A 25,513-nucleotide genomic window follows, 5' to 3' on the forward strand; every position below is an offset into this window, starting at 1 on the left:
ATTCCATTACAAAACCCTGAAAAATCAGGAAATAACAGCATCAAGCGATCGCCCGCAATTGCAATCTCCTAAAACTTCCTACTACGCTAAACTAAAATTTGGCGTAAGCCCCGATAACCTAGAATCTAGCGAAATAACCCATCACCTGCTGCTAGTCACTTCTATTAAATTGTCTCCTACAGATGTTTGCGAAAGAAATGCTTAAGTTCGTTCCAAGAATCTTCAGCTGCTAATTGATTGTAAGAAGAACGTTCGTGGCAGAAGAATCCATGCTCGGCATCAGGATAAACTTTCAACGTGTATTCTTTACCAAGTTCTTGAAACCGCGACTCGATCTGATAAATGCGATCGCACGGAATAAAAGGATCAATACCTCCAAAGAACAAATAAACAGGTACTGTAATATTTTTTACTGCCTCGATCCACTCGTCTAAAACCATACCGTAGAAGGGCGCTGCTGCTGCAATTTCAGCCGAAAACTTACAAGCAGTCAAAAAAGTCAACCCACCACCTAAACAAAAACCAGTGACACCAACCTTATTTGGATTCACGTTCCTTAGCGATCTTAAGTAACCTAATGCTGCTTGAAGATCTTCTTCCATCGGCTTACCGAAGTCGAGTTGCCACATCATCGCCATAGCCTGCTCTACCTCATCGTAATTAAACTTGCTGTTGGGTTTGCGATAGTATAAGTCCGGTACAAGAACGACATATCCTTCTTTTGCAATGCGGATTGCTACATCTCGAATATGCTGTGTTAAGCCGAAAGCTTCCATTAAGAGAAGAACGGCGGGCATGCGCTCAGGTTCAACAGGTGTACACAAGAAGGCGGACATCTGTCCATCAGGCCTAAGGATCGCTACTTCTGATTGTTCAATTTGCATCATTATTTATTCAGAAGAACCTACTGCTGATAGCTTAAAAAGCTAGCAAGTCAAGTCTCTAGAAAAATGTTGCGGAGTTTTGGAATATTCTTGCGTTCAAGCTTGCAAAAATTGTTTCGGTGTCATGCCAAGCATACGCTTAAAATATCGAGTCAGATGACTTTGATCGCAAAAGCCCACCTTAACAGCAATCTCTGCAATACTCAATTTACTGTGTTGCAATAGATATTTTGCTTTATTGATTCGGCTATGCAAGATGTATTGGTGGGGTGTTATGCCCATACTTTGCTTGAACAACCGCAAAAAGTGATAGGGACTGATTTGAGCGATCGCCGCAATTTCTGTAAGTGTTAAATCTTGATGTAGATGTTCGTTGATATAGTCTATTATGAGAGCTAGCTTGGCTGACGATAATCCATCTGAGTAGCTAGAAAGCCTGGGGGATGCCGCGCAATAATTTCGTAATAGGTGAATTGCCAACACTGTTTTCAAACTATCAACTAGCAACTGTCCGCCAATTCTGTCAGATTCTAATTCGTCTTTTAAAGTTAAAAAGATACTGTGTATCAGTGCGTCTGGCTTACTCATAAACTGCGGTATCAATTCAATCCCGTCGGGGTTTACCCAATCTTGACCGATGTTTTTGAGCAGTATAGGCTCAATGGCTAAAACCATAAACTGAACTGAGGTGTTCCAATTACAGCGGTGGGGAATATTGGCAGGGATAATCGCAATGTCTCCACTATTTCGTGTCTCTTTGCTCAACTTTCCATCTAACCATCGCTCTCCTGATGAGCCGGAAATATTTTGTTCTACGTATGGGTAGGAAAGTCCACAAGCAATAACGTGCATCGTGTGTTGATGCTCAGCAATCTCAAATTTTGGCTGCTGATAAAGCTCTAAGTGAATATCACTCCAACCGCTGCTAGAGAGAATCGATGGTTGGGGTAATAGTGCATTTGCCGCATTGACTTGGTGATAGTCAATAATGCTGACGGGTTGTGGCAATTCCATCTTGCGATCAAATTAATAGGAAGTTCTATTTTGACTTTGCGATAGTAAAAATGCGATTGCCTAGAAGTGCTGAGAAAAACGCGATCGTACCCACCAAATCCAAAATATCATCCCTGAGCAAAGTTACGCTAACTTGATCTCGACATCTACAAGTAGGCTTTTGTTGTGCTGGCAGCAACTTGTTTGCAATTCTGATTTAATCTCTTTTTGACAAGAGTAACCTTTTCTATCCACCTTACCACTATTAATTTAGTAGAGTTGTTCAGCGAGGCAGGTGTGTCCGAACCAAGCGATCCGGAGCTAGTTTTTCTGTCGCGGCAGGGAAATAAAGCAGCATTTGGTCAGCTGATGTTACGTTATCAACCAATGTTACAGCGCCTTGCTATGCGAGCGATCGGTAATAGAGATTTGGCTCAAGAACTTGTACAAGATGCAATGTTGCAAGCCTATCTTTCACTAGAGAAACTTAATGACCCAACACGCTTTAAAAGTTGGCTATATGGCATTGTACTCAATATTTGCCGAAACAATTTGCGTCGTCGTCAGGTAATCTGTTTTTCCCTTGAGGCAATAATAGGAAATTTTGTGGATGAACCGCTATCTACGGTTAGGAGTTCACCCGATCCTCAGCTATTAGCAGAACAAGAAGAACTCCACACTGCGTTGTTAGATGCAATCAATACTCTATCTCCCAAAAATCGCTCAGCAATTTTACTGTTTTATCACGAGCAATTTAGCTTACAAGAAGTAGCCAATCGCTTAAATATTTCAGTCAGTGCAGTCAAAGGGCGTTTACACAAATCTCGTCATCAGCTGAGAAACCAGTTATCACTGCTTCAAGATCAAATTCAACTCAATTCACCCCAGGAAATTCAAACAGTGACTATCAACACTTCTAGTCAAACCAAAACCGAATTTTGCTGTTCATTTTGTCACAAGAGCCAGGAACAAGTTGAGATACTCATTGCAGGTCCAGGCGTATTTATCTGCGATGCGTGTGTAGATATCTGTAATCAAATTATCAGCAGGCAAATTCCTCCGTCTCCATTAACGCAGGAGCAAGTTGAGCAATTAATAGATTCAGGTAAGTTGAGTGAGTGAATTCACAAAAATTCGATAGGAGGCTTGACGAAGCGATCGCCCATCCTCAAATCTTTCATCATGAAACACTAGCGATCGCCATCATATCGACTTCATGCGGCTTGTTTGCAGATCATCTAACTCAATTTTGACAGCATCAAAAGCATGAAATATCGTATATGGAATTTGAATGGAACCTAAACAAAGCGGCACTAAACTTTGAAAAGCATAGTGTTTATATATCAGTGCCCGAAAAGCGACCAGACAGGAGAGGAGATTTTATGAACAAGGAAGTTGAGAACGAAATGGAAGACGAATTACGCCCTGAGTATGACTTTGCTCAAATGCAGGGAGGTGTTAAGGGCAAGTATGTGGAGCGATATCTTGCAGGAACAAATTTAGTACTTTTAGATCCCGATGTTGCTCAAGCTTTCCCTAATGACATGGCAGTGAATGAGGCACTGAGAATGTTAATTCAGATTGCCCAGCGCCAGCAACCCAACAGTGCGGTGCAGCGAACGGAATAGAAACTTTGAGTAGGAAACAAACATCAGAAAGATTTTCCTTGTGCTTTGACGGCTCAACAGAGAATTTAATGGCGATCGCTCATGTCATGGCACAGGAGGATTATCTAATACTGACTATCACAATTAAATTTTAGCGATCGCCATCATATCGACTTCGTGCTGCTTCGACTTCAGGAAGGTAATTCTCTGCCCAACGACACAGCGTAGACAAGGGTTCAGTTAGCGTTGTCCCTAAAGCAGTTAAAGAATATTCCACCATTGGTGGGACAACAGGATAGACTTTGCGACTGACAATCCCATCGCGTTCTAAGTTGCGTAATGTCTGCGTCAGCATTTTTTGCGAAATTCCACCGATTTCTCTTTGTAACTCGCTGTATCGCTTCGTTCCCTTAGCAAGGCGGTAAATAATAATTGCAGTCCACTTGTCAGCAATGAGATCTAAAACTTGCCGTGAGGGACAATTAGCATCACAAACGCTATTTTCTTGATTGCGCACCATAAAGTATGTATAGCACTTTTCAGTGCCTTCTTGTCAAAAAGAGTGAGTAATTGACACAATCATAAAACTACTAAGTAGGTAAATACAAATTAAGTGTGATATCGGTTCAGAGTCGGTAACGGGTCATCGGTAATCGGCAACTCAAGCGCAAATAGTCTTTTCAACCAATTACCCATTACCGCCGTTCTGCTTGGGACACCACAAGCAGCGTGCGGCGGCTTCGCCAATTACCAACCTTGATGTTACGTTTATTGTGAACCATATACTTACGTAGTTGAGGAATTGAGAAATAGGGAATTTTATCCCTCACTCCTCGCTCCTCGCCCCTCACCCCTATAATGTACAGGAGCAGCCGCTATGAAAAATCTGCAACTGGTAGCCAACGATTTCGAGAATGAGGGGATGCAAACCTCGCCAACAACAAATCCTACAGCAGATGAACAGTTACTTGACGCCTATTCGCAAGCTGTCATTAGTGTAGTTGAAAAAGTTAGCCCCGCAGTTGTCAATATTGATGTGCATCGACAATTGCAATCGCGGCGCAGGAATAACCAAACCTTCATGCAAGAAGTCCGTGGTAACGGTTCGGGCTTCGTTTTTACGCAGGATGGTTATATTCTCACGAATAGCCATGTTGTCCACGAGGCAACCAAAATTGAGGTGACACTCTCAGATGGTCGCAATTTTATTGCAGAATTAATTGGTGATGACCCTGATACCGATTTAGCAGTCATTAGAATTGATGCACCTAATCTTGTAGCTGCCAAATTAGGAGATTCGCAGTCGTTACGTGCAGGACAATTGGCGATCGCAATTGGTAATCCCTATGGCTTCCAAACTACAGTCACAACAGGTGTTGTCAGTGCTTTAGGGCGTTCGTTTCGTTCGCGTTCTGGTCGCTTGATAGATAATATCATTCAAACTGATGCCGCTTTGAACCCTGGTAACTCTGGCGGACCACTCGTGACATCTCACGGTGAAGTGATTGGTGTGAATACAGCCGTCATTATGTCTGCGCAAGGTATTTGCTTTGCTGTACCGATTAATACTGCCAAGATGATCATCGGCTCATTGATACGCGATGGTAAAGTCCGGCGCGGTTACATTGGTATCGGTGGGCAAAATGTACCGCTACCCCGTCGCGTAGTACTATTTCATGAATTATCGCTCGAAAGTGGCGTGTTGGTAATTTCAACTGAAGAGAATAGTCCTGCACAAAAAGCAGGGTTACAAGAAGGTGATGTGATTGTAGGAATAAATCAGCAACCAATTGCAAATATCGATGACTTGCATAAACTATTAACTCACGATCAAGTTGGAGTGCGATCGCAACTGACAATTCTTCGCCGTTCTCAAAAACTAGTTGTGGATATTGTTCCTGAGGAGTCACCAGGTGGGTAATTGCTAACTGGCAATTGGTAATTGAGTAAAGCAGCGCAAATGCTATTGCTTTCCTATTACCTAACCTAAAAAGCGTACTTTCAATTACTCTAGGAGAACATAATGGCAACAATGAAAGCTGTACGGATTCATTCGTATGGTGGGTCAGAGGTTCTAAAATACGAAGATACACCACGACCTGATATTACCGACGACGAGATCCTGGTGCAAGTTCACGCAGTTGGTGTCAATCCGGTTGATTGGAAAATTCGTGAAGGCTATATGCAGCAAGGACTCAACCATAAAATGCCACTTATTTTAGGTTGGGATGTTTCTGGGGTTGTTGCCAAAGTTGGCTCGAATGTAAATAATTTTCAAACAGAGGATGATGTTTATGCTTACACCAGCTTGAGGCGAAATGGTGCTTATGCTGAGTATATAGCAATTCCTGCTCATGAAGTTGCCCATCAGCCAAAATCCCTCGATTACATTGCCGCAGCATCCGTACCAGTTGCCGCATTAACTGCATATCAAGCATTATTTGATGCAGCAAAATTATCCGCAGGACAAACTGTGTTAATTCATGCCGCAGCAGGAGGTGTCGGCAGTTTTGCAGTACAGTTAGCAAAAAATAAAGGTGCGCGTGTGATTGGTACGGCATCAGCCCGAAATCACAGTTTTTTAAAAGAACTTGGAGTTGATGAAGCAATTGATTACAACCAAGTTCACTTTGAGGATGTGGTTTATGATGTTGATGTGGTTTTCGACACAATCGGGGATGAAGTTCAGGAACACTCCTGGAAAGTTCTTAAATCTGGTGGTATATTGGTATCAATTGTATCACCACCTTCCCAGTCAACTGCCACTCAACACAAGGTTCGTGCAGCTTTTGTCGCAGTTCAGCCGAATAAAGCACAACTCGCGGAAATTGCTGCGTTAGTTGATGCTGGGATACTCAAACCCATTGTTGACACTGTTCTCCCACTATCAGAAACACGGCAAGCACACGAATTAAGTCAGAGTGGTCATATGCGTGGCAAGATCGTCCTACAAGTCATCGGGTGACATCTCTTGGTTAAACTGTCAATTACCAGAGATCTTATGAAATTTCAATCTTTGCTCATTGTCTGTAGTTTGTTACTCTTATTCAGCACAAAACCTAGTGGCAGTAACGAAAATGAATTACGTGCAATTAAGAGTGATAATGCTCAAGTAGAAAAAATTGTTGGTGGCTATAAGTTTCTTGAAGGACCACTTTGGCATCCAGATGGTTTTCTATTATTTAGTGATACCCCAGCAAATACAATTTACAAACTGTCTTCTAATGGCAAAGTAGAAGTTTTTCGCAGACCTGCGGGATATCCCAACGGTAATACTTTAGACCGTGAGGGTAGACTCGTCACTGCACAACACGATCGCAGTGTGACACGTACCGAAGAAGATGGCAAAGTTGTTACTTTAGCAACTCACTACACACAGAGAAAGCTAAATAGTCCTAATGATATTGTTGTCAAATCCGATAACAGTATTTATTTTACCGATCCGCCCTTTGGGATTCGGAAACCTTATGCAGTAAAAGAACAAGCTGAAGAACTCGGTTTTTCCGGTGTTTATCGTTTGACAGAAGATGGTCAATTAATGCTTCTTGTCAAGGATATACCGCTACCAAACGGACTTGCTTTCTCACCCGATGAGAAACGTTTGTATATCAATGATTCTCAAGAAGGGAATATTCGCGTATTTGATGTCAAAGCAGACGGTACTCTAACTAATGGTCGCATATTTGCAGATTTAAACGTTCCAGGAAAAGAACGATTAGCTGATGGAATGAAAGTAGACTCGCAAGGAAATGTTTATTCGACAGGACCCGAAGGTATTTGGATTTTTTCACCGCAAGGTAAACTACTAGATAAGATTTCTGTCCCCGAAGGTACGACAAATATTGCTTGGGGAGGTAGAGATTACAAAACACTGTACATCACAACTTATACGAGTCTTTACCAAATTCCACTCAATGTTGCTGGTGTAACCTCAAGCAAAAAGTAAAGTATGCAATTGCGCATAGCCCAGCGCCCGAAGCGATCGCTTTTCCTTAACCTAGAAGACTTACATTCTGTAATAACTTTCAGTAATGGCTTATGACACTAATTCGCATTTTAATGCAGACAACGATTCCTCCTAGTGAGGATGACTGGACAATTGATCGCTTTTCGTTATTGCGCGACTACCTGGCATCATTAACAGATGAAACTGGAAATCCACTTTATGAAGTCACTGCACGTAACCGCGAATCAAATTCTGACGATCCGATTCTGAGTAATATCGATAACTCCGATTTTGATGAACTGTGGTTGTTTGCAGTTGATATCGGGGGTGGACTTACTAAAAAAGAATGTCAGGCGATCGCAAAATTTCGCAGACAAGGTAAAGGGCTTTTAATCGCACGAGATCATCAAGATTTAGGTTCATCGATTTGCAATCTCGACGGGGTTGGCGCAGCGAACTATTTTCATACCCAAAATCAAGACCCCGATGAATCGCGACGCTGTAACGACGATCCTTACACCACATATATTTCATGGCCAAACTATCATTCTGGTAGCAACGGCGATTATCAAAAAATTACACCAATTGAACCAATTCACGAACTGCTACACAACCCCAACTCACCATCTGGGGTTGTTGAGTTTTTCCCCGCACATCCTCACGAAGGCGGTGTTGGACTCGCTTCTGATGCAGAAAATGCCAGAGTCATTGCTACAGGTAGAAGTAAAGTCACAGGTCGCACTTTCAACCTTGCGGTAGTATTTGAGCCTATCCAGGACGATAATGGTAGACTTGGACGCGCTATCACCGAGTCAACTTTTCACCACTTTTGTGATTACAACTGGGATGTAAATATGGGCTGTCCCAGCTTTGTTGAAGAACCACCAGGGGAAGGAATGAAAACAGAACCACGCGCCTTGGAAGATATAAAAACTTATGTGCGCAATATTGCTGCATGGCTTACACCTGCATAACTAATCACTGTTGCACTGTTTAAGAATTCAACCTTCATCTCAACACAAAATGTCACTAGCGAATAAAAAAGTCGTCATCATCGGTGGAAGTTCTGGGATTGGTTTAGCAACAGCCAAAGCCACACTAACAGCACAAGCAAAAGTTTTGATCGCGGGACGTTCTCTAGAAAAATTGCAACAAGCCCAACAGGAAATAGGCGATGAAGTAGAAATCCGCAGTTTGGATCTTCTTCAGGAAAATGCAATTAAACAATTTTGCACTGATGTTGGGGTGATAGACCATCTCGTCATTCCTGGTAGTTCAGTCAAAACCGGACTATTGCGCGAACTTGATACCGCAGATGCACAAAAATCGATGGCGAGTAAATTTTGGGGATCATATCTTCTAACCAAATATGCTCAAATCGCCGATTGCGGCTCAATTGTATTGTTTTCTGGTATACTCAGCCGCCGACCATCTCCTGGTTATACTGTCTTAGCTGCAATCAATGCTGCTGTAGAAGCTTTCGGTCGTGCTTTAGCGCTAGAACTTGCACCTGTGCGAGTTAATGTGGTTTCTCCTGGCTTAGTTGATACTCCCGTATATGCCGGAATGCCACAACAGCAGCGCGAAGCATTTTTGCAGAGTACAGCTGATAAACTGCCAGTAAAACGTATTGGTCAACCAGAAGACATTGCAGCTACAGTTTTATACTTGCTAGAAAATGGTTACACAACAGGAACTGTAATTGATGTTGACGGTGGTAGTTTACTCGTTTGAGCATCTCAAATCCGCAACTTAGGTCTAATCAACTGACAACAGAGTTACTTGAAATTTTTAAAGGAAAGAGTAATGGCAAATAAATTAGATGGAAAAGTTGCGTTAATTACAGGTGCGTCTTCTGGTATTGGTGAAGCGTCTGCATTAGCATTAGCTGCTGAGGGTGCGAAAGTCGTTTTAGCCGCACGTCGTCTCGACCGCTTAGAGAAATTAGTCAGTCAAGTTAAAGATAGTGGAAAAGAAGCGATCGCAATTCAAACTGATATCACCGACCAAGCCCAAACAACCGAGATGCTGCAAAAAGCCAATGCTAATTTTGGTAGTGTAGACATCTTGATTAATAACGCAGGTGTCATGCTTACAGGACTAGTTGATGGTGCAGATACCTCAGACTGGCGGCGAATGGTCGATATCGATCTTCTCGGATTAATGTACGCAACGCACGCAGCTTTACCAATTATGAAAGAGCAAGGTAGCGGACATATTATTAATATTGCTTCAGTAGCAGGTCGGCTGACTTTTGCCAATTTTGCAGTTTACAATGCGGTCAAGTTTGGTGTGGTTGCTTTTAGTGATGCGCTACGTAAGGAAGTGTACCAAAATAAAATTCGCGTAACTGTCATTGAACCTGGTGCAGTTGCTACCGAATTAACAAACCATATCACCGATCAAGAATCTAAGCAGCAAGTCGAAGGAATGTATCAATCACTAACACCTCTAGAAAGTGAAGATGTTGCCAATGCTATTCTTTATGCAGTGACACAGCCTGCACGGGTGAACGTGAATGAAATTCTGATCATGCCAACAGATCAGGTATTGTAGAGCTACTTATGTAAAACGGTAATGAGAAAGCATTTAGCACTCTCGCAGTGAGCATTTAATACTTAAACACAAGCTAACAGCTAATCGCCAAATGCTAATTGCTACCAATTACTGATTACCAACCTACAAGCTAATACTCATTACTCTGGGGAAAACTGATGGAAACCGCAGATGAGATCGTGATTGGTAGCGGACAAGGTGGAGTTCCTCTCGCTGCTGATGTGGCAAAGGAAGGGCGTAAGGTTATTTTATTTGAGCGCGATGCGTTGGGGAAGCTGCATTAATTATGGTTGCACTCCTTCTAAGGCATTTTTAGCCGCAGCCCATGCCGCCGGTCGTGCCCATAAAGCTGATAAATTAGGCATTCACCCTCAAGTTAGTGTTGATTTTTCTGCTGTGATGGAACGAGTACGCAATATCCGTCATAGCTTCAATCAAGGAACTAATAAGCGATGACACGATGCTGGGGTCAAGGTAGTTTGTGCAGAGGCATCGTTTAGCGGCGATCGCATCGTTACAAGCCAAGATATCACTACCCAACCCAAGCCCCACTCGTCATTATCAATACAGGGACATCCTCGCTAGTTCCCAATATTCCTGGTTTAGCAGAAACACCATATTCATCCTACCTATGGTGAAGCTTTACCTAGTTTAGCGCGGCTACTTTTAGGAGAGAACTTACCGTTTTGCTCTAATATGTGATTATTTGAGGAAGCGATCGCTCTTTTTGATTAAGTTAATTCATTTTAGGAAGCGGCATAAACACTTTTTGTAAATCATATTTTTCACTTCCGTGTACTTCATCAGCAAGATTTGTATAAAGCCATTCAAGATGCGCGCAGAGTCCTTCCAAATCAGGAAATAGTTGCGCTGAATTAACACCTAAGCGATCTAATTGAAAACGAAAAAGTGCGAATTTGTCTGGTGGGATGATTAACTTTGTTAATCGAGAAATATACGCTGCTTCTGTATCTAACGCTGCAAACTTTCCTGTGTCTACATCAAAATAGTGCGCTGTAAACCAGCCCCACTGTGCTTTAATTCTCTCTGTAATAAGTCTCGGTTGAAGCAAGACAATTTTATTAATTTGGAATGGAACTTCATGTTTGAAAGTAGATATATAATCTTCAGGATTTGGCTGGAATAGCCAAATCACACCATGTTGATTTTCAGCAGGTGGTTTGCAAACTGTAAACCAAAGCGCAGCTAGCGGAATGACACTCCAGTCAAGTAGTCGAGTTGCTAATCCATGATGCTGCATAATTGCTAACCATTCCCAATCATTAGCTGGTTTTTCCTTAAGATAGGGAACACTTAGCAGTTTAAAATTGTTCAGCATTGCCTGTTTAGCTTCCAAAACAGGCAACGTAGTTGACAAACGAGCTATTTTAGGTAATAGGTGCAAGTCTCTTCTTTGTCCGCGATAGAGTGCACGTTTGCCACGGTTGACGTCACCAAGACATTCCACAAATTCCGGAACTGAGTTAACAATAATTTCCTGCATTGGTAACTGGACGCCTAATGTTTTAAAGATTGATATATTCTTGCGACATCATAAGCTTGTTTGAATAAATGCTTGTAAACGTGAACTAAGCCGCGAGTAAAATTGAGAATCTTTGCTGAAGCGTAAGCTTTTGATATTTTGTCATTGTCAGGCACTTTCAATAATCTTAAAGCTTTGTCATGTCATTATTTCCACAATTGTGGCTTTCTCCAATTTGCCAAAAAAGAACTGACATCTGATCGCAATATCTTTTGGATACTCAATTTTTACTACTTTCGATTGCTATTGACACGCTGTAGTATAGTTATTGACTTCAACCCAACACTTTGTCACTACTTGAAAGTAACAATAAGCTTTTCTAAAGACTGCTTGTGTGATTTTACGTAAATCAAGGGCAATAAATAAGTAATACTGAACTAGGCAGAACTTTACAACGTAGACACTTACTATAGCAGAAATTATTTTGGTTTAAGCGATCGCTTGCCAGATAAAAATACTAAGCAAATTTTAATTATTAGACTAGAGTAACTTCTACAACTCTGGCTGTAGAAGGTAGTTTGAATAGTTGCGAGGATCTTTATCTTTAATTGAGTAACAAATATATTCTTGTGCTATCCACTTGATAGTCTTGGATAATTTGTATTCTACAATACGATTAACTTTAACAAATTTCGCTTTGACAACAGATAGATCGTGTAGTGCTACACATAGCAGTACAAATATCGACTATCCTTGACAAAAGATTTTGACAGGAATTTTGCCAAATCTTCAACATGGAAGCATCGTTTGAACTTACCTTGCAAATGGTTATTGCCGTAGTCGCAGGCATCGGCGCTCAGGTAGTGGCAGAATACCTCAAAGTACCGAGCATCGTGTTTTTATTGCTATTTGGCATTTTGCTAGGCGCTGATGGAATTGGATTACTTCATCCTCATTCGTTAGGTCCTGGTTTAGAAGTTATTGTTGCCCTCTCAACAGCAGTCATCTTGTTTGAGGGTGGCTTTAACTTAGAACTGCGAGAATTAGGCAAAGTTTCTGGGAGTTTACGTAATCTTGTAACGCTAGGAACCGCAATTACGCTTGTGGGGGCGGGAATGGCGGCTCATTGGTTGAGTGAGTTTCCGTGGACGATCGCCTTTCTCTATGCTTCCTTGGTCGTTGTGACTGGACCCACTGTTATCAGTCCTCTACTCAAACTTGTCAAAGTCGAACGTCAAGTTGCCACGCTGTTAGAGGGAGAGGGAGTTTTAATTGACCCTGTAGGCGCAATTCTTGCCGTCGTGATTCTCGACACCATTCTGAATGGTGAAACTGACCCAGTTCGCGCTATTAGTGGCTTGATTCTACGTTTAGGCATTGGTGGAGGTATTGGTGCGATCGGTGGCTGGCTATTCGGCTTAATGTTTAAACGTGGCAATTTTCTGTCAGACGAACTAAAAAATCTCGTCGTTTTAGCTGGAGTTTGGGGATTATTTACCTTAGCTCAACTCGTTCGTAGTGAATCAGGATTGATGGCAACAGTAGTAGCAGGAATTGTGCTCCGAGCCTCATCTGTACCAGAAGAAAGGTTATTACGGCGATTTAAAGGACAGCTCACCATTCTAGGCGTGTCAGTGCTGTTTATCCTACTCTCAGCAGATTTATCGCTAGCTAGTATCTTGGCGTTAGGCTGGGGCAGCTTATTGACAGTTTTGGTACTCATGTTTGTGATTCGTCCACTAAATGTAGGGATATGTACTTGGAAGAGTGACCTCAACTGGCGGCAAAAGCTGTTTTTATGTTGGATAGCACCACGAGGAATTGTTTCAGCATCAGTTGCTTCTTTGTTTTCAATTTTCTTAACAGAACGAGGAATTAACGGTGGAGATTCAATCAAAGCACTCGTTTTCTTAACGATCATATTAACCGTTGTTTGTCAAGGGCTAACTGCAGCTTGGGTTGCCAGTTGGTTACAGATTACTTCAACAGAAGCAACAGGAGCAGTGATTGTCGGTTGCAATCCTTTAAGTGTTTTAATTGCTCGTTTATTTAAAGAACGCGGTGAGCCTGTTGTCATGATTGATACTGACCCTGCAGCTGCAGAACAAGCTGAAGCTGAAAATATTCGCGTGATAGTCCGTAGTGCTTTAGATAGGGGCGTGTTAGAAGAAGCAGAACTTGCCTCAATGGGAACTTTTCTGGCAATGACGAACAATGGCGAGGTCAATTTTGTTTTGGCACAGCGGGCTGCTGAAGAATTTAATCCTCCAAGAGTTTTAGCAGTTTTTCCACGGAACCCTGAGGCTAATAATGCTACTGGCAAACCGAAGGTGCAGCAAGCTTTTGTTTCCGACTTACCACTGAAAACCTGGAATGAATATCTCAAAGACGGACGAGTTAAGTTAGGCACAACAACATTAACTGAACAAGAGTTTTCCTTTCAACAAGCCCATCTACAAGCCTTAATGCGTGCTGAAGAGATCGTACCTTTGTTTCTGGAGCGAGAAGATCGGTTTTTAATTGCACCAGCGACAACAGAAGACTGGCAACCAAGCGATCGCATTATTTATATCTTGCACGATCCCAGACCAAATCTCTTAAAACGCTTGTCGGGCGATCGCAATGCAACGCGTTTGAATGTAGAAAAGCTTTCTAAAGTTGAAGAAGTCCCGATTCCACCGCTTTAGCAGAAGTTGTAATAACAACTTATAAATCTACGATTAATCTTGCTTTTCTCAGCACAAATTGCCAAGCTGTTTCTTCTTTAGAGATAATATCATCTGTAGCATCCATTCCTGATTGAATGCAGCACTGCCTATTACCACTTCCTAGTGAAACACTTTGTGGTTGAATTGTCACATCAAAGTAAGGAGCAGCGCTATTGTTTTGAGGTGCGATCGCATCAGGAGAAATACTACTGACAATACCTGAAAGAGTACCATAATCAGGGTATGGACAGGCATCAACACGTAATTGAACTTTTTGACCAACTGCTACTTTTTCAATATCCTGAGTTGCGATCATTGCTTTAATCACTAATGGTGCATTCACTGGAGCAATCTCAGCAATAGGTTCACTCGCACGCACGACTTGACCAGGGTTACGTAAATTGAGTTTGAGAATAATGCCATCACTGGTAGCAACAAGAGTACTTTTTTGCAGTTGAATTTCAATTTGTTTGATTTCTGTTTGAGCTTGACTAATTTGATTTTTAATTTCAATTTCCTGCTGAATGAGAGTTTGCTTTTCTTTTTTTAAAGCAGCAATATTTGCTTCACCTCTAGCGTTTTCTTGAGCAACTCTTTCCTGCGCGATTGTTACTGTTGCTAAACTTGGATTAACTACTGCTTTTACTTTTTCTAATCTAGCTGATGCAGATTTAACATCTGATTCTTTTTCTTTAAATTGCAGTTGTGAGATCACTCCTGCTTGAACGAGTTGTTGATATCTAGCCATTTCATCCTTAGATAATTCTAAAGCTACTTTGGCTACTTGCAAGTCTGCTTGAGTTGTCAATAATTGTTGTTGGCGTTCTTGTTGTTGGCGTTCTAAATCTGCTTGAGCAGCTGCGATCGCTCGATTAATTGATTCAGATTCAGCTAAAATTTGAGTATCTAAGGCACTAATTTGAGCAGCAATTTGAGTTTGTTGTAGTTTACGCTGCTGAATGTTATTAAGCAACTGCTTTTTTTGAATCTGCAGTTGCTCTTGATCGAGATAAGCAATCGCATCTCCTTGTTTAACTAATTGATTCTCTCTAACAAGAAGACTTTTAACTGTTCCCTCCATTTCTGCGTGAACTAAACGAACTTCTCCTATAGGACGCACAGTTGCAGCAGCTTTTACCTTGACATTATATTTAATAAATGAAGAAAGGGCGATCGCCGCAGCCACACTTCCAACTAGAAATATTCCTGCTAAAGATGTCCAACGACTAATAGGAGGAAGAAATTCATCACTGTTAACTGAGTGGAAGCTTTTTCTTTCTGGATTATAAAGCATAATTAATTAGTTAATATGAGTTGATCGTTAGTTATTCTACTTATACAAGAGCGCTATAGTCATATCCTTTCAAGGAATTAAAAAATCTATATGTTCTCCAACTTTGGAGTGTAATTCTTCTACAGTTCCTTGCAGTTTTAACTCTCCCTGATCTAGCAATACAATCCAATCAGCTCGATTAATGACTTTAGGACGATGGCTAATTAAAATAGTAGTTTTACCGCGACGATAACGTAACAATCGATCTAAAACTTGTGCTTCACTTACAGGGTCAAGTCCAGCAGTAGATTCATCTAAAATAAGTACTGGTGGATCTGTAACAATCGCTCTTGCTATCGCTAATCGTTGGCGTTGTCCGCCAGAAATATTAGCACCAAATTCTCCTAATATTGTTTGATATTTGTCAGGGAGTTTACTGATAAATTCGTCAGCTTCAGCAATTTGACAAGCTCGCACAATTTGTTCAAATGTAGCGTGTGGTGCGCCTAAGTGGAAGTTTTCAATAATAGAGCGATTCCAAAAGTGGGCTTCTTGAGGAACGAGAACAACTTGCTGGCGGAGACAATCGAGGGAAAGATCTTCTAAATTATAAATGCCAATCCGAATATTACCAGATTGCAACGGATATAAACCAGCAATTAACTTAGCTAAAGTACTTTTACCACAGCCAGATTTACCAATAATGGCAATAGCTTTACCACCAGGAATTGTCAAAGAAAAGTCTTTAATTAAATCAACTCTACCAGGATAGTGAAAATTCACTTTTGTACAGGTAATATCAGCATTTGGAGAAATGTTATCAAGCGATTTTTTTTCATCACCCCGATCTTCTGGAGTTGTATCTATTACTTCGGTAAGTCGTTGTGTTGCCGTTTTTACTCTTGTGAATTCATCAACAAAATTAATAAGTGTACTAATTAAGGTAAGAAAGTTACCGTTCATTGAGTTAAAAGCTAATAACTTACCAATACTGAGATTTTCTGCAGGATTAATGACTAAATTGCCACCAAACCACAGTAAAACAACACCACTGATAGCAGAAACTAAACTAGAAGAAGTATGATTAATAATACTAATTTGAGTTGTCCGAAAAGTAAGGTTAGCAAGGCGGCTAAACCGACTTTGTAGTTCTTCCCAAAATTGTGGTGCGGATGTGGTACTTTTTACCGTAAGTGCGCCTTTAAAGGTTTCGACTAAAACACCTTGAGTTTCTGCTTCTACTACTAAAAGGTTACGGGTTTTTTGTTGCAAGGTTGGTTGAAAAATTACTGTAGACAGTGTCATGGCTAAGGCAGCACATACAGCTACCAAAGTCAATTTCCAACTATAGAAAATCATCAATCCTAAAGAGATGAGAGCAATAAAAAATTTACTAGGTAAACTGACAACAACTTGAGAAACTAACTGATTAATTTGGGTGATATCGCGAAGTCTGCTAACAATTTCTCCACTACGACGTGCTTCGTAATAACTCAGCGGTAATCGTAAAATTTGCTGCCCAAATTCTAGAACTAATCCTAATTCTAAGCGTTGTGCAAAGTGAGCAATTAAGTTAGATTGCACAAACGAAAGACTACTGGAAACTACATTCATCACAACTACAGCGATCGCAACCGTTGTCAGCAAATCTGTATCGCCTCGAACGAGTACATCATCAGTAAGAATTTGTAGTAAAAATGGAGAAGCTAAAGACAGTAGCCCTAAAACGAGATTAATTAGTAAAGCTTGTGCTAAGATTCCGCGATAAGCCCAGACACGCTGAAAAAAACGTCCAAATCCACCTACGCGATCGTCTTCTTGGGCGACAAACGCGAATGGGATCTGGTTCTAGTAACAGCATCAACCAATCTGTCCATCCTACTGCTAACTCTTGTTTAGAGAGATAACGCAAGCCTACTGCTGGATCTGCAATAACGCATTTTTTACCTTTCTTGCCATGTAAAACAACCCAGTGATTTCCTTTCCAATGAATAATTGCTGGTAACGGTGCTTCATTGATTTGGTTTAATATTTCTGCTGAAGTTTTGACTGGACGTGCATTAAAACCAAGCGTTTCTGCACCTCGTTTTATTCCTAATAAAGTTGTTCCTTGTTGTCCAGTACCTACAACTTCACGAATGCGACTTAAGGTAAAATTACGACCGTAGTGTTTAGCAATTGAAGCAAGACAAGCTGCTCCGCAATCTTCCTCACTGTGTTGAGAAACGTAGGCATATTTCATATGTCAGAAGTTAGCTTTTTTAATGTTAAAGTATTTAGAAAAAAAGCACCTACAAAGCTATAGGTGCTTCTCAAAGTTCAAAAGATATAACTAATGTATTGGTAGGGTAAGGTTTATCAAATACCTTTAAATTCAATCAACCTTTGATTTAATCCGCTCATGCACAATCCAAGATATACTTGATACCTTTTAAACGATTGGGCTGCCTGCCCAATTAACTAAAGATTGAATTGCGTTTAGCCCATCGTACATAGAACCACCTTGTAGAAAAGCTGTGTTGAGATAGTTATAGTAAGATATATAGTCATATTGGTGAGCTGCAATTATTGATGGATCTAAGGTTGCAACTATAGGTGCATACCAATTGCTCTGCCAATCATAACCACCTAAATTACCGCCGTTAATGTTAGCAGCTTCCTCAGTTGTAAGTTCAGTGAAAAGTGTTTGATTGTCGATAGTTTTCATGTCTAATTTCTCCTGGATTGAGTTTGATTTTAGTTACTCATAACTATTACTTGATTTGTTTTTTTTTGAGTAACTGTTGCTTTGATTTATACAATAAAGGAAGCAGCGAACTGGTGTATTAACCTTTGTGCGAAGTTAAATGTTAAGCTAGGAAACAAAAATTGCACAATCATGTAACTGCCATTGCAGAAAATTACATTGAAGGATTAGGAGAAGAAAAAATTGAATTTTCCGCACGAATTACAGATGCCCTTGACTAAAGTTCGGGCTACCCAAGCAAAGTGTGCCTTCGCACACTCTCTATCAGAGTTTTAGTAGTAAGTCCAGGGAAGTAAACCTTGTTTGTCGAGCAGCGAATTTATTCGCCAACCTCTGATCTATAACCATTTGTCACATTCACGACTTAAGATGATTTGCCCATTTGCAAGACGATAAGCAGCTTGTGGTTCGACAATCGGATCACCTATTTTCCAAGGACGACGTGTAGAAGTGGAATCGCTTTCTACACCGCGCACATTTCCTGTGGGATAAGGTGACACAGCAGCATCTCCAGGACGACTGGGTAAATTACCCCTACCTGTGATGGTAAATGTTCCGCCGCGATCGCTACTGCGAGCAATACAACTATTGGCAACCAAAGCATTTGTATCAATTATATTTTCAGGTAATTCTGTCAGGCTATTTTGCAGAAAGCTCACATCTGGTATTGTGACGACTCCAGATACTGCACCAGTGGCGTTAATATCGGCGCGATCGTTGTTATCTAGGATATCGGGATTGATGTTAAAAGAATTAGTAGTAAAACTATTCCCAAAGTAAGCAGGAGTGTTGAGAGTAATGTTTCCGCCTTGTCCGTCTTGAGCAAAAGCAAAGATATCGCTGTCATCAAAAGCAATAATTGAATCAGCAGCTAAAGTAATATCACCACCACTACCTGCACCACTAGCAACATTGGTTCGGATATCACTGTCACCGCGTAAGCGGATGTTTCTAGCGTTGATAGCGATCGCACCACCTGAAGATTGACTAGAACTAGTAGAAATGTCGCCGTTATTAGCTTCTAGTTCGCGAACAGTAATACTAATATTTTCGGCTTCTCCTAGTTCATCATTGCTAGTAATAAGTTCATCACCTGCTCCAGATTCCGAACTGATAGAACTTCCATCATTAAGGGTGATTTGGTTAGCATTGATGGTAATGTCTCCCGCAGTTCCGATGATTTCCGTGTTGGCTGATATCCTTGCTCCATCATAGATAGATAGAGAACCTGCAGTAATATTTATATCTCCACCATTACCTGATGTTCCTGGTCGCCTGTCTTCTTGAGTGGCACCACTAAAAATACCAACATCAGCACCAGTTAAGACAATCGAGTTAGCATTGATATCGATTTTTCCAGCATTTCCTTGTCCTTGAGTTCTGGTGTTGATTTCTTGATAGCCAGAGAGAGATAGCGTCTCTGTCGTAATCTGAATATTACCGCCTCTTCCCACTGCTTCGGGTTCTACTTGAGTCAAAGCACCGCCACTGAGTGTACTGATATCGCTCCTAAAGGTGACACTCTCCCGCGCATTAATAATTATGTCGCCTCCATTACCACGTGCTTCAGTATCAGCACGCAAATTTGCACCAATATCTAGTAGCAGTGAACCCGTCGTAATTTTGATATCTCCTCCATCTCCAATTCCACCTACGCCTCCTCCTTGTTCTTCACAAGCGCAGGTTACTTCAGCGAACATATCCGAGCCTTGCAGTAATTCGACAGAATCACGCGCATTGATGATGATATCACCTGAATCACCTGTTCCTGCCGTGCTTGTATTTATTTGGGAACTGTCCAAACGCAAAGCACCAGTATTTATCGTTATGTCTCCACCTTTACCTTCTCCTCCAAAATTAACACTGCTGGTAATTATCGAGCCATCGGTAGTATTAATAAAGTCAACTATACCGAGATTGACATCTCCTATACCTACTAGAGAGACAATATCTTGTGCTTCAATAAATATTCCTCCAGCATCTCCCCGTCCATCGACATCTGAGAAAATCTGCGCTAAATCAGTGAGGAACAACGAACCTGTTTTGATACTAATACCGTTACTATCACCAACTCCCCCAACTCCAACATCATTGGAAATGTAGCCTCTTGACAAAGAAACAGTATTATCAGCTTCAATTTCAATTTTGCCAGCATTTCCTTCACCAAAGGTGCTGGTATTTACTTTTCCATCATCTCTGATAAAAATATTTCCGGCGTCAACTTTGATATCTCCACCACGTCCTACAGCACCAGCATATACATCAGTGAACAAACCACTAGAAAATCCATCACTGTCTACACCATCAAAAGTAACTGTGTCTGTTGCTCGAATGGTTATATTTCCCGCATTTCCTTGTCCGCGAGTAAAGGAATTGATTTGACTGCCATTCGTTACAAAGAGGGAACTAGTAGTAATGTCAATTTTGCCAGCGTTGCCAACTGCTTCACTACTTTGGACATTATTGACAATATATGAACTACCATCTAGCGAAATTGTCTTATCGGCTGTAATCGCAATATTGCCTGAATCACCTTGACCGAAAGTGCTAGATTTTATTAACCCGCCATCTTTAATAACCAAGTTTCCAGCTTGAATGTTGATATCTCGACCAATTCCTACAGCACCACTACCAATATCGCCAAATATTCCGCTATTTGTACCAGAGATTGTTAGTGCATCGCGCACATTGACATTCACACTACCACCTTCACCTCGACCACCTGCCAGTGAATCAGAAGCTGCACGAACACTCACTCCTAATTGCCCACCATTAGTTAGAGACAAAGATCCAGCAATAATGTTGATATCACCACCATTACCAACAGCTCCAGGTTGTACATCACTAAAAGAAGCACTAGGAAATCCATTACTATCGACACTATCAAAAGTGACTGCATCCCTTGCTTGAATCGTGATATTTCCCGCGTTTCCTTGTCCGCGAGTCAAAGAATCTATTTGACCGCCATCACTTACAGAAAGTGAACCAGTTTTAATAGTGATATTGCCTGCATTACCTACTGCTTGAGATTGAACGGAGTTGAAAATGAGGCTACCTGTTCCTGCAAGCTTGATTTGCTCTGTAGCATCAATTACAATGTCTCCTGCTTGAGAGTTAGCTGTTCCTAAACCTTCCCCGATCCCTGCAAAAAATTCACTACTTGCTAAAATCTCTACATTTCGAGCATGAGCTGCAATACTACCGCCACCATCAGCAATAACACCAACTACAGCGTTGTTAGCGAGGGATATGTCTCCTCGTTGTACGCCTTCAGGAAAACTCAAACTGAAATTACTTCCATCAGCCTGAATTACCACACTTCCAGCTTCTGTCAATCCTCCTAACTCAATGTGTCCGCCAGAAGCGATCGCCCATCCTCCATCCATGCTGACATCGCCGCCAACAAACAACAAACTCTTCCCATCAGGAACGCGCAACCCAAAGACATTAAGACCCCCTGGATCTTGTCCTGCTGGCGCTTGAGAGTTATTAACGATCGCTGCGTTTTGATTGATCTGGTTAAATAATAATGCTGATGGATTAACTGTTAACAGCGATGGAGTTTCTAGATTTGTTGCACTAAAAATTCCTTGAGTGCCAAACTGCAGCGCATTTGCAGTAGTTGCGACAAATGAACCATTAACATCTAAACTGGCATTTTCACCAAAAATAATACCGTTGGGATTAAGTAAAAATAGATTAGCATTACCTAAAACACCTAATATTCCCCTAATTTCAGAAATATTATTACCCGTAACTCGGCTGAAAATATTCTCGATTCCTTGAGGATTAGCGAAGTTAACTGCTTTTCCTTCACTGACATTAAATTCTTGAAAACTATGAAACAGATTTGTGCTGCGAATGGCTCCACCATCAATGCGATCGCTATTTGCATCAACTGAATTAACTACAGATGATTCACTACCCAAGGTAGAATCGGGCTGAATTTGCGCGAGAACGTATGTTTTTGATGATGCGTTAGCGAAGCTTAACGAAGTTATCGCGCCACCTGTTATGAGAGTGACTACTCCAAACTGCCAGAACCCAGTCAGCCAAGCTTTTGTCATTACAGTGACTTCCTCTGCAAACCTTGAGCGTGGATTTTTTATTAATACAGCAGAGTGTCGGATTTTCTAAGCGATCAAGCAAAATTTTTTAGATTTCGAGAGCATTACTACTTTGCACTTTTCTGCAATCTTGCTTGCCAAACTCAACAAATAAGTTTGTACAAAAAGCTATTACTTTTTATTTATCTAAATTTATCCTTGGAATTATAGAGCGACTAAATAAATTGAATATCAATCACTCTACTAACTCTCATCGCATGATACTTAGGAGTTAATTATGAAGATCGAAAACTTATCTTTTCTGACTGAGCTTACTGACGAAGATGCTAGCTATGTCAATGGTGGATCTGATTCTATTTTCGATGATCTTATAATAGGCATTCCTACCCCTATTTATACTTATCCCAATCCAAACTATCCTCGCTTTCTTGACATTCTTGATAACAATTGCAATGATTCATCGAGGGTTGACTTTATTAAGGGTATTTTTGGAATAAGTTAGAACAACAGCTTAATTTGAATATTTAGCTATGCTGAAAACCACTCATCAATTAATGAGTGGTGTTTGTGGTTTGAAAATCAACAATATGAGCGCGAATCTTATAATCTAATATTGAAACACTCATAATATTGATGAGTACTTTTTTGTAAAAGCGATTGCAATACCCTCATATTTTCAATGGTAGGGTATACTCTACTATGGGTAAGTCTCTTCTGAAATTATTCTGCCGCGTCTCGATTCTAAAGTTTTGTATAGGTCAGAGGAGGACATCCTATGACCTACTTTTGGCGTGCATCTACATTATTCGTGCAAGAGGTTTGACGATCTCTACGAAAGTGTTTGCGAGAAGTTCCTTTCTTGTTGCGATCGCTCAAGTTTTACTGCGGCTGTTGGTGTTTCAACCGTAGCGCCTTTCATTTCTTTTTCTTGCTGTAGTAAACCCCACAAGTGAATGATAGCAAGTACGATCGCCCCTACAGATAGGAGATAGCTGTGTATAGTGTACAGGTGTGCCACAGTCGTTGTATTAACAGCTCCACCACCTGTAAGAATATTGCGTAAGCTACCACCAATCAATGGAATTGCTTCAATAGTGCTTAACTCAATGCGAAAACGCCAGTAACCTATTTGACTCCAGTCAAGAAGCATTGCAGTCCAACTTAAGCCAATTGCAGATAAAGTCAATAGAATGCCACTGATCCACGCAGTCAGCCAACTAGAACGAAACTGTCTACCAAGAAACATTACAACGATTTGAATGAGTGCTGTGACAATTAGGGCATTACCAGCAAGGTCGTGAATACTATGAATCAGCGCTCCATTAGCAATCTCAGTATTAATCCAGTTTAATGATTGATATGCTCTACCTGCGACTGGTTCATAGTAGAAAGACAGCAAAATTCCTGTTACTGCTGCCATAACGCTCAACGAAATAATTGCTACTGATAGAACTGTCGAAAGTCGCCGCAGGACGAATTCGTACGAGATATTTTTCATAACTAACTTTTCCCTGCGTTTACAAATTTATACTTTTGTTAAGATCTTAACGCGATTTTTAATAAAGGTGTTCTTTTGTAAAGCAGATTTTGATTCGTTGTACTTATGCTAAGTAAGTAATCCAAGATGGCAATACGGAAGGCGAACCGTACCATAACCCAGGCGATCGCGGTGAGTGATTCACGCCTTCAATCACTAAGTTGTCTGCCCCAGCAAGGTGAGCTGCTACGATAGGTGTAATGCCATCTCCCCAACAGTTTCCTTGACCGCAGGTTAACTGATAACTGCTGTAAGCTAACCAACTGCCACGACGTCGCTGTCCAAAGATTGTTTTCCCTGCAACACAGACGTAACGAACATGTGGGTAAAAAGCACCAGGATAGTTATGATTGACAAAATCAAGGCTCCAGCGCGTCCAGCGTTCTAGACTAGTGTGAGGAGTTCCTAGTGTAATTAACGTAGCAACATACTGGTGAGCCTGCCAAGGCGTTGTCACCTCAACTTGCGCACGACCAATATAAGGCTTGTCTCCTAAGTAAATTCGAGAAATCCACCCACCAGCCGAGTGTCCAATCAAATTGACACAGGAAGCATTATATTGCTGTAAGACTTGTTTAACCGTGCGGTCAAGCTGCTGCAATATTGGTGTAACTGGTCTTCCGCCCAAAGTTACTAACCAATCGCGACGCCGTAGAGGTACAGTGACAGTAGGAAAACCCTCTTGTTGTAAAGCTTGTTCGAGTTCGCGGTAAGCGATCGCACCTTCAAGATATCCAGGCAAAATAACAGTCGGCAGCATGAGGAGGGGTGAGGAGCGAGGGATTAGGGGCTAGGGAATAAATTTCAGTATACTCATATCAATTCTTTGATCTGTGACCCCTCCATGACAATCGGCACTCTTTACGGCATTAGTGTAGGTCCAGGCGATCCGGAATTAATTACCTTGAAAGGTTGGCGGTGCTTGCAACAAGTGCCTGTTGTCGCTTTTCCTGCAGGAGTTGAAGGTAAACCTGGTTATGCGCAGCAAACTGTGACACAGTGGCTACAACCTCAACAAGTACAACTAGCACTAACTTTTCCTTATGTACAAGAGATGACGGTACTAACAGCAGCTTGGCAAACTGCTGCACAACGAGTTTGGCAATATCTTTCTCAAGGCAAAGATGTTGCTTTTGCGTGTGAAGGTGATGTCAGTTTCTACAGTACGTTTACATACTTAGCGCAAACACTACAAGAATTACAGCCTACGGCAATCGTTAAAGTTATCCCTGGAGTCTGTTCGCCAATGGCAGCAACAGCAGCGTTAGGATTGCCATTAACACTGCGGCAAGAGCGACTAGCTGTCTTACCAGCGCTTTATACTGTGAAAGAATTAGAAGCAGTACTCGACTGGGCAGACGTTGTTGTCTTGATGAAAGTCAGTTCTGTTTATGAGGAAGTATGGAAAGTACTACAGCAGCACGATTTTCTAGAAAATAGCTGGATTATAGAACGCGCAACATTGCCACAGCAAAAAATTTATACCAATTTGCGATCGCACCCAAATTTAAAGTTATCGTATTTTTCTTTGTTGATTGTGCAACTTGGGCGATCGCCCAACGTCGTGAAACAATAGCTGTCAAGTTCGCCAATAACTCAAAACGTTAAATAAAATTAAAAACTACCTTGCTATATCAAACTTGGCAAATAAACGTTTGCCCGTACACAATCAATACTGAATACCTATTTTCTCGATCAAACACTGGTAACTTT

26 protein-coding genes and 2 pseudogenes are annotated in these 25,513 nt (G+C 41.2%); 16 read left to right on the top strand and 12 right to left on the bottom strand.

Annotated features, from left to right (window positions below; all coding sequences use genetic code 11):
* Positions 1-176 precede the first annotated feature (176 nt).
* Positions 177-887 (bottom strand): dienelactone hydrolase family protein, encoded by a 711-nt coding sequence (locus tag IQ230_RS04365; RefSeq protein WP_228054576.1) that lies wholly within the window; start codon positions 885-887, stop codon positions 177-179.
* A gap of 93 nt (positions 888-980) precedes the next feature.
* Positions 981-1,898, bottom strand: a complete 918-nt coding sequence (locus IQ230_RS04370) for a helix-turn-helix domain-containing protein (RefSeq protein ID WP_193930848.1) — start codon at positions 1,896-1,898, stop codon at positions 981-983.
* A gap of 276 nt (positions 1,899-2,174) precedes the next feature.
* On the opposite strand from IQ230_RS04370, the pseudogene IQ230_RS04375 reads away from it, so the two are divergent.
* The 5 genes and pseudogenes from IQ230_RS04375 to IQ230_RS27275 form a co-directional block, all read left to right on the top strand.
* Positions 2,175-2,747: pseudogene (locus tag IQ230_RS04375) on the top strand (RNA polymerase sigma factor); the annotation flags it as partial.
* A gap of 36 nt (positions 2,748-2,783) precedes the next feature.
* Positions 2,784-2,945 (top strand): annotated as a pseudogene (locus tag IQ230_RS26390) (ClpX C4-type zinc finger protein); the annotation flags it as partial.
* A gap of 50 nt (positions 2,946-2,995) precedes the next feature.
* Entirely contained in the window at positions 2,996-3,130 is a 135-nt protein-coding gene (locus IQ230_RS27270) for a hypothetical protein (protein ID WP_265576186.1), read from the top strand.
* A gap of 129 nt (positions 3,131-3,259) precedes the next feature.
* The gene (locus IQ230_RS04380) at positions 3,260-3,505 is read left to right on the top strand and encodes a hypothetical protein (protein WP_193930850.1); all 246 of its coding nucleotides are present in this window, start codon (positions 3,260-3,262) and stop codon (positions 3,503-3,505) included.
* Positions 3,506-3,510: 5 nt separating this feature from the next.
* Positions 3,511-3,639: a hypothetical protein gene (locus IQ230_RS27275; protein WP_265576187.1), complete on the top strand. Its 129-nt coding sequence runs from the start codon at positions 3,511-3,513 to the stop codon at positions 3,637-3,639.
* Here IQ230_RS27275 and IQ230_RS04385 read toward each other — a convergent pair.
* Both IQ230_RS04385 and IQ230_RS27280 read right to left on the bottom strand, forming a co-directional pair.
* Positions 3,636-4,004 (bottom strand): winged helix-turn-helix transcriptional regulator, encoded by a 369-nt coding sequence (locus IQ230_RS04385; RefSeq protein WP_193930851.1) that lies wholly within the window; start codon positions 4,002-4,004, stop codon positions 3,636-3,638. The genes IQ230_RS27275 and IQ230_RS04385 overlap by 4 nt on opposite strands.
* 175 nt (positions 4,005-4,179) lie before the next feature.
* Positions 4,180-4,314, bottom strand: a complete 135-nt coding sequence (locus IQ230_RS27280; protein ID WP_265576188.1) for a hypothetical protein — start codon at positions 4,312-4,314, stop codon at positions 4,180-4,182.
* 47 nt (positions 4,315-4,361) lie between these two features.
* On the opposite strand from IQ230_RS27280, the gene IQ230_RS04390 reads away from it, so the two are divergent.
* The 8 genes from IQ230_RS04390 to IQ230_RS26395 all read left to right on the top strand — a co-directional run bounded on the left by IQ230_RS04390 (position 4,362) and on the right by IQ230_RS26395 (position 10,442).
* Positions 4,362-5,405 (top strand): S1C family serine protease, encoded by a 1,044-nt coding sequence (locus IQ230_RS04390; protein WP_193930852.1) that lies wholly within the window; start codon positions 4,362-4,364, stop codon positions 5,403-5,405.
* Positions 5,406-5,507: 102 nt separating this feature from the next.
* On the top strand, positions 5,508-6,449 hold the full coding sequence (locus tag IQ230_RS04395) for an NADP-dependent oxidoreductase (RefSeq protein ID WP_228054577.1): 942 nt from the start codon (positions 5,508-5,510) through the stop codon (positions 6,447-6,449).
* A gap of 36 nt (positions 6,450-6,485) precedes the next feature.
* Positions 6,486-7,430 carry an SMP-30/gluconolactonase/LRE family protein gene (locus IQ230_RS04400; RefSeq protein WP_193930853.1) on the top strand — a complete coding sequence of 315 codons (945 nt, stop codon included), beginning with the start codon at positions 6,486-6,488 and terminating at the stop codon, positions 7,428-7,430.
* A 92-nt stretch (positions 7,431-7,522) separates the two neighbouring features.
* Entirely contained in the window at positions 7,523-8,404 is an 882-nt protein-coding gene (locus IQ230_RS04405; RefSeq protein ID WP_193930854.1) for a hypothetical protein, read from the top strand.
* Between the two features lie 49 nt (positions 8,405-8,453).
* A complete protein-coding gene (locus tag IQ230_RS04410; RefSeq protein ID WP_193930855.1) occupies positions 8,454-9,164 on the top strand; it encodes an SDR family oxidoreductase in 711 nt (236 codons plus the stop codon).
* Positions 9,165-9,236: 72 nt separating this feature from the next.
* The gene (locus IQ230_RS04415) at positions 9,237-9,986 is read left to right on the top strand and encodes an SDR family NAD(P)-dependent oxidoreductase (RefSeq protein WP_193930856.1); all 750 of its coding nucleotides are present in this window, start codon (positions 9,237-9,239) and stop codon (positions 9,984-9,986) included.
* A gap of 158 nt (positions 9,987-10,144) precedes the next feature.
* A complete protein-coding gene (locus IQ230_RS27285) occupies positions 10,145-10,270 on the top strand; it encodes a hypothetical protein (protein ID WP_265576189.1) in 126 nt (41 codons plus the stop codon).
* Positions 10,248-10,442: a hypothetical protein gene (locus IQ230_RS26395; protein ID WP_228054578.1), complete on the top strand. Its 195-nt coding sequence runs from the start codon at positions 10,248-10,250 to the stop codon at positions 10,440-10,442. The genes IQ230_RS27285 and IQ230_RS26395 overlap by 23 nt, the downstream gene beginning before the upstream one ends.
* A gap of 280 nt (positions 10,443-10,722) precedes the next feature.
* Here IQ230_RS26395 and IQ230_RS04425 read toward each other — a convergent pair whose 3' ends face one another.
* On the bottom strand, positions 10,723-11,490 hold the full coding sequence (locus tag IQ230_RS04425) for an FRG domain-containing protein (RefSeq protein WP_193930857.1): 768 nt from the start codon (positions 11,488-11,490) through the stop codon (positions 10,723-10,725).
* Positions 11,491-12,263: 773 nt separating this feature from the next.
* Between IQ230_RS04425 and IQ230_RS04430 the strand changes: the two genes are divergently transcribed.
* Positions 12,264-14,156, top strand: coding sequence for a cation:proton antiporter (locus tag IQ230_RS04430; RefSeq protein ID WP_193930858.1), 1,893 nt, complete (start codon positions 12,264-12,266; stop codon positions 14,154-14,156).
* A 19-nt stretch (positions 14,157-14,175) separates the two neighbouring features.
* On the opposite strand, the gene IQ230_RS04435 is transcribed toward IQ230_RS04430, so the two are convergent.
* The 5 genes from IQ230_RS04435 to IQ230_RS04450 form a co-directional block, all read right to left on the bottom strand.
* Positions 14,176-15,471, bottom strand: a complete 1,296-nt coding sequence (locus IQ230_RS04435) for an HlyD family secretion protein (protein ID WP_193930859.1) — start codon at positions 15,469-15,471, stop codon at positions 14,176-14,178.
* Between the two features lie 69 nt (positions 15,472-15,540).
* A complete protein-coding gene (locus IQ230_RS04440; protein ID WP_322742280.1) occupies positions 15,541-17,292 on the bottom strand; it encodes a peptidase domain-containing ABC transporter in 1,752 nt (583 codons plus the stop codon).
* Positions 17,183-17,692, bottom strand: a complete 510-nt coding sequence (locus tag IQ230_RS26400; protein ID WP_228054579.1) for a cysteine peptidase family C39 domain-containing protein — start codon at positions 17,690-17,692, stop codon at positions 17,183-17,185. Before IQ230_RS26400 ends, IQ230_RS04440 begins: the two co-directional genes overlap by 110 nt.
* A 189-nt stretch (positions 17,693-17,881) precedes the next feature.
* Complete coding sequence (locus IQ230_RS04445; protein ID WP_193930860.1) at positions 17,882-18,157, bottom strand: hypothetical protein; 276 nt, start codon at positions 18,155-18,157, stop codon at positions 17,882-17,884.
* Between the two features lie 377 nt (positions 18,158-18,534).
* Positions 18,535-22,263, bottom strand: coding sequence for a two-partner secretion domain-containing protein (locus IQ230_RS04450; RefSeq protein ID WP_193930861.1), 3,729 nt, complete (start codon positions 22,261-22,263; stop codon positions 18,535-18,537).
* A gap of 277 nt (positions 22,264-22,540) precedes the next feature.
* Between IQ230_RS04450 and IQ230_RS04455 the strand changes: the two genes are divergently transcribed.
* Positions 22,541-22,765, top strand: coding sequence for a hypothetical protein (locus tag IQ230_RS04455; protein ID WP_193930862.1), 225 nt, complete (start codon positions 22,541-22,543; stop codon positions 22,763-22,765).
* 327 nt (positions 22,766-23,092) lie between these two features.
* On the opposite strand, the gene IQ230_RS04460 is transcribed toward IQ230_RS04455, so the two are convergent.
* Entirely contained in the window at positions 23,093-23,761 is a 669-nt protein-coding gene (locus tag IQ230_RS04460) for a cytochrome b N-terminal domain-containing protein (RefSeq protein WP_193930863.1), read from the bottom strand.
* Between the two features lie 103 nt (positions 23,762-23,864).
* Complete coding sequence (locus tag IQ230_RS04465; RefSeq protein ID WP_193930864.1) at positions 23,865-24,560, bottom strand: esterase/lipase family protein; 696 nt, start codon at positions 24,558-24,560, stop codon at positions 23,865-23,867.
* An 84-nt stretch (positions 24,561-24,644) separates the two neighbouring features.
* Here IQ230_RS04465 and IQ230_RS04470 point away from each other — a divergent pair, with 84 nt between their 5' ends.
* On the top strand, positions 24,645-25,376 hold the full coding sequence (locus IQ230_RS04470; protein ID WP_193930865.1) for a precorrin-2 C(20)-methyltransferase: 732 nt from the start codon (positions 24,645-24,647) through the stop codon (positions 25,374-25,376).
* The last annotated feature ends 137 nt before the right edge of the window (positions 25,377-25,513 follow it).

The organism is Gloeocapsopsis crepidinum LEGE 06123 (assembly GCF_015207655.1).
GTDB classification, from domain to species: domain Bacteria; phylum Cyanobacteriota; class Cyanobacteriia; order Cyanobacteriales; family Chroococcidiopsidaceae; genus Gloeocapsopsis; species Gloeocapsopsis crepidinum.

Coding starts and splice junctions, on each gene's coding strand:
- IQ230_RS26400 (WP_228054579.1), bottom strand. CDS start 17,692: ATGAAATATGCCTACGTTTCTCAACACAGTGAGGAAGATTGCGGAGCA.
- IQ230_RS04460 (WP_193930863.1), bottom strand. CDS start 23,761: ATGAAAAATATCTCGTACGAATTCGTCCTGCGGCGACTTTCGACAGTT.
- IQ230_RS04470 (WP_193930865.1), top strand. CDS start 24,645: ATGACAATCGGCACTCTTTACGGCATTAGTGTAGGTCCAGGCGATCCG.
- IQ230_RS04400 (WP_193930853.1), top strand. CDS start 6,486: ATGAAATTTCAATCTTTGCTCATTGTCTGTAGTTTGTTACTCTTATTC.
- IQ230_RS04365 (WP_228054576.1), bottom strand. CDS start 887: ATGATGCAAATTGAACAATCAGAAGTAGCGATCCTTAGGCCTGATGGA.
- IQ230_RS27285 (WP_265576189.1), top strand. CDS start 10,145: ATGGAAACCGCAGATGAGATCGTGATTGGTAGCGGACAAGGTGGAGTT.
- IQ230_RS04455 (WP_193930862.1), top strand. CDS start 22,541: ATGAAGATCGAAAACTTATCTTTTCTGACTGAGCTTACTGACGAAGAT.
- IQ230_RS04450 (WP_193930861.1), bottom strand. CDS start 22,263: ATGACAAAAGCTTGGCTGACTGGGTTCTGGCAGTTTGGAGTAGTCACT.
- IQ230_RS04380 (WP_193930850.1), top strand. CDS start 3,260: ATGAACAAGGAAGTTGAGAACGAAATGGAAGACGAATTACGCCCTGAG.
- IQ230_RS04395 (WP_228054577.1), top strand. CDS start 5,508: ATGGCAACAATGAAAGCTGTACGGATTCATTCGTATGGTGGGTCAGAG.
- IQ230_RS04405 (WP_193930854.1), top strand. CDS start 7,523: ATGACACTAATTCGCATTTTAATGCAGACAACGATTCCTCCTAGTGAG.
- IQ230_RS26395 (WP_228054578.1), top strand. CDS start 10,248: ATGCGTTGGGGAAGCTGCATTAATTATGGTTGCACTCCTTCTAAGGCA.
- IQ230_RS04390 (WP_193930852.1), top strand. CDS start 4,362: ATGAAAAATCTGCAACTGGTAGCCAACGATTTCGAGAATGAGGGGATG.
- IQ230_RS04370 (WP_193930848.1), bottom strand. CDS start 1,898: ATGGAATTGCCACAACCCGTCAGCATTATTGACTATCACCAAGTCAAT.
- IQ230_RS04425 (WP_193930857.1), bottom strand. CDS start 11,490: ATGCAGGAAATTATTGTTAACTCAGTTCCGGAATTTGTGGAATGTCTT.
- IQ230_RS04385 (WP_193930851.1), bottom strand. CDS start 4,004: ATGGTGCGCAATCAAGAAAATAGCGTTTGTGATGCTAATTGTCCCTCA.
- IQ230_RS04415 (WP_193930856.1), top strand. CDS start 9,237: ATGGCAAATAAATTAGATGGAAAAGTTGCGTTAATTACAGGTGCGTCT.
- IQ230_RS04465 (WP_193930864.1), bottom strand. CDS start 24,560: ATGCTGCCGACTGTTATTTTGCCTGGATATCTTGAAGGTGCGATCGCT.
- IQ230_RS04445 (WP_193930860.1), bottom strand. CDS start 18,157: ATGAAAACTATCGACAATCAAACACTTTTCACTGAACTTACAACTGAG.
- IQ230_RS04430 (WP_193930858.1), top strand. CDS start 12,264: ATGGAAGCATCGTTTGAACTTACCTTGCAAATGGTTATTGCCGTAGTC.
- IQ230_RS04435 (WP_193930859.1), bottom strand. CDS start 15,471: ATGCTTTATAATCCAGAAAGAAAAAGCTTCCACTCAGTTAACAGTGAT.
- IQ230_RS04410 (WP_193930855.1), top strand. CDS start 8,454: ATGTCACTAGCGAATAAAAAAGTCGTCATCATCGGTGGAAGTTCTGGG.